The 12,985-nt window shown below is 60.9% G+C and carries 13 protein-coding genes; 5 read left to right on the top strand and 8 right to left on the bottom strand.

Annotated elements, in window-relative coordinates:
- Positions 1 to 55: 55 nt before the first annotated feature.
- The 5 genes from VJX68_RS15345 to VJX68_RS15365 all read left to right on the top strand — a co-directional run bounded on the left by VJX68_RS15345 (position 56) and on the right by VJX68_RS15365 (position 7,499).
- Positions 56 to 1,015, top strand: coding sequence for a ribose-phosphate diphosphokinase (locus VJX68_RS15345; RefSeq protein ID WP_324096589.1), 960 nt, complete (start codon positions 56 to 58; stop codon positions 1,013 to 1,015).
- A 27-nt stretch (positions 1,016 to 1,042) separates the two neighbouring features.
- Entirely contained in the window at positions 1,043 to 1,774 is a 732-nt protein-coding gene (locus tag VJX68_RS15350; protein ID WP_324096590.1) for a 50S ribosomal protein L25, read from the top strand.
- Positions 1,775 to 1,891: 117 nt separating this feature from the next.
- Positions 1,892 to 5,365, top strand: coding sequence for a DNA polymerase III subunit alpha (dnaE, locus tag VJX68_RS15355; RefSeq protein WP_324096591.1), 3,474 nt, complete (start codon positions 1,892 to 1,894; stop codon positions 5,363 to 5,365).
- Between the two features lie 249 nt (positions 5,366 to 5,614).
- Positions 5,615 to 6,856, top strand: a complete 1,242-nt coding sequence (gene hflX, locus VJX68_RS15360) for a GTPase HflX (RefSeq protein ID WP_324096601.1) — start codon at positions 5,615 to 5,617, stop codon at positions 6,854 to 6,856.
- A 94-nt stretch (positions 6,857 to 6,950) separates the two neighbouring features.
- Entirely contained in the window at positions 6,951 to 7,499 is a 549-nt protein-coding gene (locus tag VJX68_RS15365; RefSeq protein WP_324096592.1) for a CDP-alcohol phosphatidyltransferase family protein, read from the top strand.
- Between the two features lie 51 nt (positions 7,500 to 7,550).
- Here the strand turns inward: VJX68_RS15365 and VJX68_RS15370 are convergent, their stop codons facing one another.
- The 8 genes from VJX68_RS15370 to VJX68_RS15405 form a co-directional block, all read right to left on the bottom strand.
- On the bottom strand, positions 7,551 to 8,732 hold the full coding sequence (locus VJX68_RS15370) for a CaiB/BaiF CoA transferase family protein (protein ID WP_324096593.1): 1,182 nt from the start codon (positions 8,730 to 8,732) through the stop codon (positions 7,551 to 7,553).
- 201 nt (positions 8,733 to 8,933) lie between these two features.
- A complete protein-coding gene (locus VJX68_RS15375) occupies positions 8,934 to 9,593 on the bottom strand; it encodes an MlaC/ttg2D family ABC transporter substrate-binding protein (RefSeq protein ID WP_324096594.1) in 660 nt (219 codons plus the stop codon).
- Positions 9,594 to 9,617: 24 nt separating this feature from the next.
- Positions 9,618 to 9,893, bottom strand: coding sequence for a hypothetical protein (locus VJX68_RS15380; protein WP_324096595.1), 276 nt, complete (start codon positions 9,891 to 9,893; stop codon positions 9,618 to 9,620).
- A gap of 44 nt (positions 9,894 to 9,937) precedes the next feature.
- A complete protein-coding gene (locus tag VJX68_RS15385) occupies positions 9,938 to 10,264 on the bottom strand; it encodes an RNA recognition motif domain-containing protein (RefSeq protein ID WP_324096596.1) in 327 nt (108 codons plus the stop codon).
- Between the two features lie 153 nt (positions 10,265 to 10,417).
- Positions 10,418 to 10,747 (bottom strand): RNA recognition motif domain-containing protein, encoded by a 330-nt coding sequence (locus VJX68_RS15390; RefSeq protein ID WP_324096597.1) that lies wholly within the window; start codon positions 10,745 to 10,747, stop codon positions 10,418 to 10,420.
- 160 nt (positions 10,748 to 10,907) lie between these two features.
- The gene (locus VJX68_RS15395) at positions 10,908 to 11,498 is read right to left on the bottom strand and encodes a hypothetical protein (protein WP_324096598.1); all 591 of its coding nucleotides are present in this window, start codon (positions 11,496 to 11,498) and stop codon (positions 10,908 to 10,910) included.
- 258 nt (positions 11,499 to 11,756) lie between these two features.
- Positions 11,757 to 12,287, bottom strand: a complete 531-nt coding sequence (locus tag VJX68_RS15400) for a hypothetical protein (protein ID WP_324096599.1) — start codon at positions 12,285 to 12,287, stop codon at positions 11,757 to 11,759.
- Positions 12,288 to 12,320: 33 nt separating this feature from the next.
- On the bottom strand, positions 12,321 to 12,518 hold the full coding sequence (locus VJX68_RS15405) for a hypothetical protein (RefSeq protein WP_324096600.1): 198 nt from the start codon (positions 12,516 to 12,518) through the stop codon (positions 12,321 to 12,323).
- Positions 12,519 to 12,985: the final 467 nt, after the last annotated feature.

The following is a 12,985-nucleotide window of genomic DNA, read 5'->3' on the forward strand; positions in this document are numbered from 1 at the left end:
GGCGATTCGCGACAACTGAAGAATCGCACGATGATCGCGACGCGAGGAAATTGAAATGTCGGACAGGGTCAAGGACCAACTCGAAGTTTTCACCGGGAACTCCAACCCCGCGCTCGCGCGCGAGGTCACGGAGCATCTCGGCGTGAAGATGGGTGAAGCCGAAGTTGGCCGCTTTCCCGACGGCGAGGTGATGATTGAAATCCGCGAGAACGTGCGCGGCGGCGATTGCTTCATCATCCAGTCGATATGCACGCCGCCGAACGAAAACCTTATGGAACTCATCCTGCTCACCGATGCGCTCCGGCGCGCGTCGGCCGGGCGTATCACGGCGGTGATTCCGTACTTCGGCTACTCGCGCCAGGATCGCAAGGTCGCGCCGCGCGTGCCGATCAGCGCAAAGGTCGTCGCCGACTTGATCACGACGGCGGGCGTGAATCGCGTGCTGACGGTGGATCTCCACGCCGGGCAAATCCAGGGCTTCTTCAATATCCCGGTGGACAACCTGTACGCGATGCCGGTGTTGATCACCTACCTGCGCAAGCGAATCGACGGCAAGAAGGTCTCGGTGGTGTCGCCCGACGCCGGCGGTGTCGAACGCGCGCGCGCCTACGCGCGGCGGCTCAACGCGAACCTCGCGATCATCGACAAGCGCCGGCGCCGTGCGAGCGAAGTTGCCGAGATGCAACTGGTCGGCGAAGTGAAGGACTCGATCGCGTTGCTGGTTGACGACATGATCGACACCGCGGGCACAATCACCGAGGCGGCGAAGGTCGTCGCCAACGCGGGCGCGACAGAAGTGATCGCGGTCGCGACGCATCCGATCCTGTCGGATCCGGCGTGCGATCGCCTGAACAAATCGAACATCGTTGAAATTGTTACGACCAACACGATTCCGCTGCGCGCCAAGGCACAGGCCGAGCTGACCAAGCTGCACAGTCTGTCGGTCGCGAGCCTGCTGGCAGAAGCGATGAAGCGAATTCATAATGAGGAGTCGGTAAGCTCGCTCTTTGCCTGAGCGCGCGTACCATCAAGCGAGGACACAATGGAGACCGGTGAATTAGCCTGCGAAAAACGTGCGACCCGCCCCAAGGGTCAGAACAACGCGCTGCGGCGCAACGGCCGCGTGCCCGCAATATTGTACGGACCCACGACGGCGCCGTTGGCACTGGCAATCGATCGCCTCGAGCTGAAGGCCAGGATTTCGGCCGCCGCGCACACGCGCATCATCAAGCTCAAGTCGAGCACCGCGGAGCTCGACGGCAAGCACGTGATCCTCAAGGACGTGCAGCGCACGCCGGTGTCGGGTGAAATCCTGCACGCCGATCTGTACGAGGTGGATCTCAATCGCGCGATTCGCGTCGAGGTGCCGTTCAAGTTTACCGGCAAGGCCAAGGGGGTCGCCAACGGCGGAATCCTGGCGCCGCTCGAGCGCACCGCGACGGTGGAATGCCTGCCGCTGGAAATTCCCAACTTAATCGAGGTTGACGTTACCGAAGTCGACATCCATAACGTCATTCACGTGTCGGCGGTCAAGTTCCCCGACAAGGTGAAGGCGATTTTCGATACCGACTATCCTGTGGTCACCGTGCTGCCGCCGACTGTTGCGGAAGTCGCGGTCGCCGCAGTGGCGGAACCGGTCGAAGGCGCGGTGGTTGAAGGTGCTGCGCCGGCAGAAGGCGCCGCGGCGGCTGCTCCGGTCGAGGGTGCGGCGGCCAAAGAAGGAGCGGAAAAGGCCGCCGCCAAGAAGCCCGAGGCGGCCGAGAAAAAGAAGTAGTTTTTTCCGTTGTGCTCGCGCGCGTCGCGAATCGATCGACGCGCGCGAGCTATAAAGATGTGAGGGGAATGGGCTGGCAGCGCATGCTGCGAGTCCGGTGCAGGGGGAGGGGCCGCTATGAGTTTCGTCCATCTTCACGTCCATACGCAGTACAGCCTCCTCGACGGCGCCAACAAAATCGGGCCGCTCATCGATCACGCCAAGGCATCGGGGATGGAAGCGATCGCAATGACCGACCATGGTAACATGTTCGGCGCGGTCGAGTTTTATCAGAAGGCGAAAGCGGCCGGGATTAAGCCGATCATCGGATGCGAGGTGTACCTCGCGCCGGGCAAGCGCAGCGATCGCACTCAAGTTCCGCGCAGCGACGACTTCGACGGCGGCGGTAACTTCCACCTGATAGTTCTCGCGCAGAATCGCGACGGCTACCGCAATCTCTGCAAGCTGCTCACGACCGCCTACCAGGACGGTCTCTACTACAAACCGCGCATCGACAAGGAAATTCTCGCCGAGCTTTCCGATGGATTGATCGTGCTGTCGGGTTGCCTGTCGGGCGAGATCGCGCGATGGCTGCGGCAGGACCGGATGGACAAGGCGCGCGAGACGGCGGAGTCGTACGCGAAAATGTTTCCAGGGCGGTACTATCTCGAGCTGCAGGACAACAAACTGCATTCGCCGTACAACGATGCCCTGCGGGAAATCGGCAAGCAGGTCGGACTGCCGCTCGTCGCGACCAATGATTGCCATTACCTGCATCGCGAAGATGCCAAGGCGCACGAAGTCCTGCTCTGCATCCAAACCGGCAAGACGATGGCGGATGAAACGCGATGGCGTTTCGATACCGACGAGCTTTACGTCAAGACGCCCACAGAGATGGCGAGCGCATTCGGCGGCGACTCCGAAGAGGTGCGCAACAGCGTCGAGATCGCGCGGCGAATCGATTTCGAATTCGAGTTCGGCAAATTTCATTTTCCGGTTTACAAATCCGGCCCCGGCGTTGACCTCGACGCCGAGATGGGAACACTCGCGCGCGACGGATTGACCGCTCGCCTGACCGAAATTCGCGCGCGACGCGCCGACGTCGACGAATCGCAGTATCAGGAGCGCATCGATCGCGAGATTCCGGTGATTCGCGACATGGGCTTCTCGGGCTACATGCTGATCGTCGCCGACTTTATCAGCTACGCTCGCAGGCTTGGAATTCCGGTCGGTCCGGGCCGCGGCTCGGTGGTCGGCAGCCTGGTTTCGTACGCGTTGGGAATCACCGAAGTCGATCCCGTCGAGCATCGACTGCTGTTCGAGCGATGGCTGAATCCGGGGCGCAAGTCGATGCCGGATATCGACGTGGATTTTTGCTTCGAGCGGCGCGACGAGGTGCTCGAATACGTGCGCAGGAAGTACGGCGACGATCGCGTCGCGCAGATAATCACGTTCGGCACGATTAAGGGCAAGCAGGCGATTCGCGACGTCGGGCGCGTGCTCGGGCTGTCTTTCGCCGAAACCGATAAAATCGTCAAGCTCTATCCGGCGCCCAAGCAAGGCCGCGATTTCCCACTCGCCGACGCGCTCGAGATGGAGCCGCGGCTCAAGGCCGAGCGCAAACTGCATCCCGATCTTTTCAACTACGCGTTCAAGCTCGAAGGCCTCCTTCGCCACGCGTCGCGCCATGCGGCGGGCGTCGTAATTTCCGATCAGCCACTCACCGATCTGGTGCCGCTGTACGTCGATAAGGAACGCGACGAGGCCGCTCTGTCGATCACGCAGTATTCGATGAAGGGCGTCGAGGAAATCGGCCTTATCAAGTTCGACTTTCTCGCGCTGAAGAACCTGACGCTGATTACCGACACGCTCGCGCTGATCAGGGCCGGCGGCAAGGAGGCGCCCGACCTGAACCGCCTGCGGCTGGACGACGCCGATACCTACAAGATGCTCTCGCGCGGCGACACGGTCGGCGTGTTCCAGCTCGAAAGCTCGGGGATGCGCCGGTTTATCACCGAGCTCAAGCCGACCTGCTTCGACGACGTGATCGCCGCTGGATCGCTGTTCCGGCCGGGCCCGCTGGACGCGATCCAGGACGGCAAAACGATGGTGCAGCACTACGTCGATCGCAAGCACGGCAAGGAGCCGGTGGAGTACGATCATCCGCTCCTGGAGCCAGTGCTACGCGAAACCTACGGCGTGATCGTGTACCAGGAGCAGGTAATGCAGGCAGCGCAGGCGTTGGCGGGATATTCGCTCGAACAGGCCGACATCCTGCGCGCCGCGATGGGCAAGAAGAACCACGCCGTGATGGAAAAAGAGCGCGTGCGGTTTATCGACGGCGCGAAGAAAAATGGCGTCAACGCCGCGCTCGCCACTTCGATCTTCGAAAAGATCGAAACGTTCGCGTCGTACGGATTCAACCGCTCGCACGCCGCCGCGTATGCGCTGACCACCTACACCACTGGCTACTTGAAGGCGCACTATCCGCACGAGTTCATGGCGGCGCTGATGTCGCTCGACATGGACGACGTCGACAAGACCTACAAAAATATCGCGGCGCTGCGCGACATGAAGATTGCGATCCTGCCGCCTGACGTAAATCAGAGCCGGGTGAAGTTCGCGGTCACGGATTGCGCGATTCGCATTGGGCTGGCCGCAATCCGTGGCGTCGGAGCCAAACCGGCCGAGGCGATTATCGCGGAGCGGGAGGCCAACGGCCGGTTCGAGAGCATGGCGGATTTTTGCATGCGCGTGGGCACGCAACTGATCAGCCGGCGCGTGCTCGACGCGCTGATCAAGTGCGGCGCGTTCGACTCAGTGAGCGCAGTGCGCGCCGCCCTGATGGCCGAGGCGGAGCAGGCAATCAAACTCGCGCAGAAAGCGCAGAGCGATGCGGAGAAAAATCAGATTGGTCTGTTTGGCGGCGCGGTCAAAGTGCCGAAGCTGGCCGCGCGCGAGCCGATTCCCGAATGGGATGCGCGGGAGAAACTGAAATTCGAAAAAGAAGCGCTCGGCTTCTACATCACGGCTCATCCACTGGACAAATACGAACGCGAACTCGCGCGTATCAGCAAGGTGACGACCGCGGATTTATCGTCTGCCCCCGACGGCAGCCCGGTGCAGATTGCCGGCGTGATCCACGCGGTGAAGCTGAAGAACAACAAGTCAGGCAAGCGCTACGCGACGTTCTCGCTCGAAGATCGCGAAGGCGCGGTCGAGGCGATCGCGTGGTCGGAGACGTATCAGAAGTTCGAGGCGATCATCATGGGCGACGAGCCAGTGGTCGCGCGCGGCAAGCTGGACGTTGACGACGAGCGCGCGCAGATAATCCTCGAAGGGCTGGTGCCGCTGGATTCGGCGCTGCTCGATTCGATCCGCGAGGTGCGGATCACGGCGCCCATGCGGCGGCTCGAGAACGGCGGCCTCGACGCGCTGAAGGCGATGCTCGCGCGGTATCGCGGCAAGTCGATGACGTATCTGCACTTGGCGCTCGATGATGGCCGTGAAGCGGTGATGCTGCTGGGCGACAGCTATCGCGTCACGCCGACCGAGACGTTCGTCGCCGAGATGGAGCAGATATTTGCGCCGGGATCTGTGGAGCTGAAGTAGGACGGATTCACTTGATTTAATGTGAAACCCACCGTGGGTTTCGCACTTCCTTGAGCAGGGGTGACTCCTGCACCCAATGACAAGGATAAAGATGCGGGACTTCGTCCCTGTCAGGAAGCTAGTGGGCGGAGGTGGCGTACCTCGGGTTGCTGGTATCTGATAGGCTGAGATCCTGGATTTTTCTGCGATCGAGGTAATCACCTGGCTAAGTCTTACGACGTTGCTCACGAGCATCATGAGAGCGCTGTCCTGGTTGGGATCGAACTTGGTTCCGAGGCGGGGATTGGCAGCGAAGAATCGCTCGACGAACTTAAAGCTTTGACCGAGAGTGCCGGCGCGGAAGTTGCTGGAGTCGTTCGGCAGCGGCTGAAAGCGCCGGACCCGCGTACTTTTATCGGCAAGGGAAAAGCCGGCGAAGTGCGCGATCTGGCGCAATCGAAAGGCGCGTCGCTGGCGATTTTCGACGACGCGCTCAGCCCGGCGCAGGCGCGCAATCTTGAAAATGAACTCAAGATTCGCGTGATCGATCGCAGCCAGTTGATTCTCGACATTTTTGCGCAACGCGCGCATACGCTCGAGGGCAAGCTGCAGGTCGAGATCGCGCAGCTCAGTTATTTGCAGCCGCGGCTGACGCGCCAGTGGTCACATCTTTCGCGCGTTCGCGGCGGCGGCGCTGGCGGCGGCGGCGTTGGTACGCGCGGACCCGGTGAAACGCAGCTCGAAGTTGACCGGCGGCGGCTGCGCGAACGGCTCATTCGCCTAAAAGCTCGGCTGGGACAGGTCGAACGTACGCGCACGATTCAGCGCCGGCGCCGTCTCGAGGTTCCGTTTCCGACCGTTGCGCTGGTCGGCTACACCAACTCGGGCAAGTCCACGCTGATGAACGCGCTGACTGACGCCGGCGTCGAGGCGGCCAATCGCCCGTTCTCGACGCTCGATCCCACGATTCGGCGTCTCAAGCTGCCGGGCGGGATGAATGTCATGCTGGTCGATACGGTCGGGTTTATCCATCGCCTGCCCCACATGCTGATCGACGCGTTCAAGGCGACGCTCGAGGAAGTGCGCACCGCAACGATGCTGCTGCACGTCGTCGATGCGAGCTCGCCGCTAGCGGCTGAGAGGATGACGATCGTCGACGAAGTGCTGCAGGAAATCGGCGCGGGCGCGGCGCCGCGGATCGTGGTCATGAACAAGGCCGACCTGGCGGAGCACGGAGCGAATCGAAACGGGGCGCATGACGCGGTCTCAATTTCGGCGCTGAAGGGCAAAGGCCTCGACGACTTGCTCAAGGCAATCGAGCGGCATCTTGGCGGCTCGCGCGAGGAAGTGTCGGTCACGTTTCCGGCCCGGCGCGGCGACCTGGTGGCAATGGCGCGACGGGATGGAGAAGTGCTAAGCGAGGAGTACCGCGACGGCCTGGTTTCGGTGCGGGCCCGCGTCAGTGCGCCGGTAGCAGGGCGGCTGCGCAAGGCTGCGGACGCCGCAATCTGAGCTCGCGTTGAAGCCGACTAACGTGGCAGCGCCTTCACCCAGCAGCATTCGGACACATCGCGACACGCAGCCCGCGGGATCCTACGGGCATCTGGTGAATCTGCCGAACTTTCTGACGCTGTGCCGGCTCGGCTCGATTCCAATTTTCCTGACATTTCTGACGCGCCAGCGGTATGCGGCGGCGCTGTATGTGTTCGCGGCGGCAGCGGTGACCGACGGGCTCGATGGCGCGGTCGCGAGATGGTTCGACTCACGCACCGAATTGGGTGCGTTCCTCGATCCTTTTGCGGACAAGTTGATGCTGGTGTCGGCGTTCGTCGTGCTGACGATCGACGGCGAACTGCCCGGCTACCTGCTGAGCGTCGTGATGATCCGCGATATCGTGATCGTCGTCGGCTATCTGATGATTTCGTTCTTCACCGGCGAGCGGGTGCCGGTCCGGCCGAGTTATCTCGGCAAGATGAGCACCTTCATGCAGCTCGGATGCGTGCTCGCGGTGCTGGCGCGAGCGGGAAACTATTGGCCTGAAGATTTCAACGCGCTGCTGATAGCGACGGTCGCGGTTACCGCGGCGTCGTTTGTACATTATATGTATCGCGGACTGGTGTGGTTGAGATCGCGCGAACCGGAGATGTTCGCGTAGGCAGGGGTGACCCCTGCACCCAGTGTTAAGAAAAGAGCAGCTTCGTTAGGATCAGACGATCACATTGGCGGCGCGGAGTTCTTCCACCTGGCTGCGTTCTATTCCGGCTTCGCGGAGGATTTCGTCGGTATGCTCGCCGAGCTTAGGCGGGACGCGCCACATCTTCGCCGGCGTTTCTGAGAATCTCGCGCCGGGGTTCACTGCGCGTACGCGGCCGGCGGTTGGGTGGTCGTAAAGGGAGAAGCTTTCGTTCTCGACGATTTCGGGATCTTTCAGGAGGGTCTCGTAGTTGTGGACCGGGCCGCATGGAATGTCGGCGTTCTCCAGCACCGGCAACCACTCGGCCGTAGTTTTTTCGGGGAAGAGTTTTGCCAGCCCGCGCATCAGGTTACGTCCGCGCTCGGCGCGTTCGTTGCGATCCAATGTCTCAGGCCACCATTCGGGATGCCCGACCGCCTCGGCCAGCCGCTTTGATTGCGCGTCGGTGAACGGCGCGATCGTGAGCCATCCGTCTTTCGTTTTGAACGGATCGAGCGTGGTGCTCTTGGGCGCGAGGTGCTTGAACTCGTCTTCAGGCAGCAGCGTGTAGCCGTAAATCGAATCGTTGGCCGTGAAGGCCATCATTGCCTCGAGCATCGGGACCTTGATGTACTGGCCGACGCCGCGGGCGCGCGCTGCATGCAAGGCGCTCACCACGGCAAGCGCCGCGGTCATCCCGCTGACTTTATCCGCCAGCGCCATCTTGACGGCGGTCGGTTGGCCGGCTTTGAGCCCCTGAACGTAGGCCATCCCAGAGTAGCCCTGGATGACGGGATCGTAGGCGGGAAAATTTGCGAGGCGGCCCTTGGGGGGAAAGCCGCAGATCGAGCAATAGACGACCTTGGGATTGGCGCGGCGAATGTCGGCGTAGCCGATGCCGAGGCGGTCGGCGACGCCGGGGCGATTGTTCTCGACGAGAGCGTCGGCCTTCACCGCGAGGCGGCGGACGAGGTCGCGGCCGTGCTCCTTTTTGATGTCGATCACGATGCTGCGTTTGTTGCGGTTGAAGTTGAGAAACGCCGCGGTGAGGCTGCCGCGCTGCGGCCCGACATTCCGGCGCATCGAGTCGCCTTCGGGCGGTTCGATCTTGATGACGTCGGCGCCGAGATCGCCCAGCAATTGGGTGCAGAACGGCCCTGAGATAACGGCGGTTAGATCAAGAATGCGAAAACCAATCAGCGGTCCATCAGCCATGACGAAAATCCTTCAAGCGCGCGCGTTCGAGCGTAAGAGATACTAGCCGCGATAGAGCGGGGTGTCACGGACCGCGGGGTGCGTCAACGCGAAGCCTGCTTAACCCGCGCGGGCGAGCGGCGTCAAGGCGCATTTGCGCGGATGCGGGATTTCGGGAACCAGCATCGTTCGCAATGCCCGCGCGTCTTCCTCTCAATTTCGCTAGTTGGTTTGGAGGCCGGCGGTCTTCTGGCGGATCAGGCTTACGAGTTTGTCGTAGCCGTCGGTGTTCAGGACGCGGTTGAACTGGTTGCGGTAGTTGGCGATTACACTGATCGCGTCAATCGTGATGTCGTAGATTTTCCACTCGTTGACGTCCAGGCGCATCATGTAGTTGACAGGAATCGGATCTTTCTGGTCCTGCAATACGACGGTGCTGTAAACCTCGGCATAGTCGGGGCCGTCGCTGGTCTGCTTGGTGAATTGAATCATCGAGGATTTGATCTGCTGGTTAATCTTCTCGACTGAATACGATTCGATGCGCGACAGGTAGGCGTCCTCGATGAAAGTGGTGAACAGCGGCACGAACTCGCTCTGCTGCGCGGGCGTGAGAGTCTTCCAATGATAACCGATTGCCGATCGTGACATCTCGGCAAAATCGAAGTGGCTCTCGGCAATTGCGCGAAGTTTCTGCTCGCGCTCCCCCGCGGAGATCTGCTGATCCTTAAACACGACGATTGACTGATCGATGATCGATTTCACCGACGCAGTCGCATCAGCGGGCGGAACCGACGCCTGGGCCACCGCTTGAGCGGAAGCAACGCCGGTGAATGCAGCCAATATCAGCGCGCCGAGCGCGACTGTTCTCAGTTTCAGATTCAATCGCACCATCGTTCGAGAAAAATCCTAGTTTTGCAGCGTGGGTCCGTTCTTGAATTGCTTGCGGTCGTCCTCGTCGCCGTCCGCCGGGCGGCGCAGGCAACTTTCCGCGAGCCATCGATTCGTTACTACGTCGGTTAGCGCAGTCCCGCCCGCATCAACCGCCCAGGTCCGGCTGTTGATCGTGGTCTGATTGAATATCCTGCCACAGCTTCGGCAGGTAAATGCGAGCCGCGAGCCGCCGCCCGGAGCAATCGATTCGATCGTGCGAACCTTCCAGTCGTGTGTTCTCCACGGCGTCAACCCTTCATCGCGCATATCGCCTCCTGAAAGTTCTCTTCAACTAATTACGCCGTGCCATTGCTGGTGGTGCGCTTGACGGGTGCGCGACGCTTGCGTTCGCCGCGGTATTTTTGTGCGCCGCGTTCCTGCGGTGGACGGAAAGGATCGACGTGAATCTTGCGGCCCTCGAGTTCGGTGCCCCTGAAGTAGACGGCCGCGTTAATCGCGTCCTCGACTTCGACCATTTCCACGAATCCGAATCCGCGCGATTTGCCGGTGAGCTTGTCGGTGATCACCAGCGCACCGCCGACCCGGCCGATTTTGGAGAACAGCGCCCGAAGATCGTCGCGCGTAACTGACTCGGCGAGATTTCCTACATATATTCTGGGCACCGGGCCTCCTAGTGGGACATACAGATGCCTTTCGTCTCCCGCGACGGGAGTTCGAAGACATTGGAAAATTCGAGCGGTAGCAAACTCGGAACGCTCGCCGCGCCTGAAAGCGACTGAGCGGGCATCGTGTGCCCGCTCAGTCCTCAGATCAACTTACCAGCGGCCGCCGCCTCCGCCGCCGCGATTGTCGCCGCCGCCGCGCCGGTTGCCACCGCCACCGCCGCCGAAGCTCGATTCGCGGGGCTTGGCCTCGCTAACCTTGATGTTTCTGCCCTTCAGATCCGTATCATTCAGGGTCTGGATGGCCTTGGAAGCCTCTTCCGCATTCGACATCTCGACGAAGCCGAAGCCCTTCGATTGTCCGGAAAATTTATCCGTGATCACCGCTACGCTCTGAACCTGGCCTGCTTGTGAAAACAGTTCTTCCAGGTCGCTGTTGGACACCGAGTAGGCCAGATTGCCTACGTACAATTTGCTGGGCATTTTTGCCCTCCGTAAGTATTTGCCGGGAAGCTCTCGTACAGAAAACCCGGGCTAATTCCCGGGCTTAGAGAATGGAACAATCCGAGCGTTAGATAGTAAGGATACGCTACTTTCGCATGCGAAGATAGAGGGGGGAGCCAAACGCGTTGCAGGTGAAACCTTAACGCCGCCTGGCGCTCGATTCGACGCCCGCCCGCTTCGTCAACTCGCCCTCGACGACGTAGGAATTGAATTCGCCCTTCGACGGGTCCGCCATCATCTGGCCCGACGACACCAGTTCCACCTCGCTCGACGACTGTATCACTATATTGAAGACTCCGGTGCTCGCGCCGCAGGTGGCAGCGGTGTTGGTGGGCGTAAAGGTGATGGTCATCGTGCCGATTCCGTCGGTATCGACATCATAGGTCCCAGACATCTTCGCGTCGCACAAAATCTGGCTGCTGTAGGGCGCGATGTACTTGCCGGCGGGAATCATCTCGGTGCGAGTGGCGCTGTTCGAGACCGAGCCTCGTAACAGTCCGCGGCCGTCAAACGTGACCAGACCGATTGACGCGAGGTACACGGGATTGGAGGTCAGTTCACCGGGCAGCGTGAACAGTGAGCTGCCGCGAGTGCGAAAAACGAAGGTGCCGCTCAAGCTCGAGTCGGAGTAGGTGCCGTTATTTTCGGCCTCGAGTGATGCGCGCGCGCTGAGAATCGAGATTGCTGCGATCGCGAATGCGATTAGCCAGCGGGCTGATGACCTGCTCACGATGGTTCCTCCTGTATTCGGAACCGGTGTGCTGACAGCCGCGTCTCAGTATCAATTTTGCAGTTACTACTTTGTCGCCAATACGGCAAACGACGCCACTCACCCTCCGGGACAGGAAAAGCAAACCAGGCATTGGCTGATCGTCGAGCTCCATGGAGGACGACGAAGCCCGGCCGGCCTCAACCACCAGCCGGGCCTCAGATCGGGTCTATCGGTCTCGCACCGGGTCGTCTGCGTACGACTCGGGACGTTGCGGCCTTACGGGCAAGTCACGGTCAGGTGAAATGACGAATCCATCGGTAACGTCTCGGCCGCGTTGAAGATCGTGACGGTAACGTCATTGGGGCTGTCGCCATCGGTATCGCCGGCAACGACGATCTCGCCCTGGGGCACCGGCAACGTCGCCGTTCCACCGATCGTTGCCTGGTACGCGCACTTGCTCACGTCCTTGCCGAAATTGACCTCGTATACTCCCGAACCGGCGACATGCGCGTCGCCCTCCACGACCGAGGTGCTGCTGGCGCGCGCAATGCTGCCATCGGCATTGACCACCGCCCAGTTGTTCTGTCCGAGCAGGGTGCTGACGTTGGCCTGCAGCGTGGCTACCTGTCCTTGCAGCGTGGTGATTAACGCTTCATCTGCGTCGACCCGATCCTCGAGCGCCGGCAGCCCACCGCTCTGCGATTCTCCGCCGCCGTTGCCCTTACCGTTGCCATGTCCCGCCCAAGCCGGCGAGCCAAGCGCAACCGCAAGCAGAACACTACCCATGATGCTGATGCTCCGTTTCATTGTCTCTCCTCCATGTTCAAATGATCGCGCCGATCAATGCGGTAATCGCGCCGCGATATCATGCTTGATCGCATCCGTCGTATTCGCGCCCGCATGCTCGAGCGAGTCGCCCGCTTTGTTGGCCGACGGGCTCGCGCTCAGGCTGTCGTATTGCGCAAAAGGCAGTACGCCCACTGCCAGGCCGAGCGACAGCGCGATGGCATCGAGAAACATTTCGCTCCTGCTTTTCATATCTGCGACCTCCTCGATAGCTAGAGCGCCGCGCAATTCTGGGCGGGAGATGGGAGCCGGCATCGATGCACGAGGTATTCATCCCATCTCCCTGACCCAAGGTCTCTCGGCAATTGGCCGAAGTTACCGCGACCTGTCCTAGTTCCTGCTCGCCTAATGCGTACACGGTGGTTTGGGAGCACAATCCATGCCCCGCGTTTTCGCTTTCGGTATTCGAGGTGGAGATCAGCGAGCGAGTGAAAAATCTATACGGCGGCTGGAAGGCAGTTCGATCTTTCCGCCATTTCAGCGAGACGGTTTCCGTGAAATTGCAGGCATATTTCGCAAGCGAGCATACCTGGGCCTGCGGGATACCCGCACCCGGTAGGAATTACAAAGTATTCAGCAGCTTGGTGAGCGTTCGGGCGCAGGACTTAACAGTTCGAATGATCCCAGCGGGAGTCGAACCCGCGTTCCCGACGTGAGAG

The sequence above is a fragment of the Binatus sp. (SeqCode) genome (assembly GCF_035272065.1).
GTDB lineage: Bacteria > Desulfobacterota > Binatia > Binatales > Binataceae > Binatus.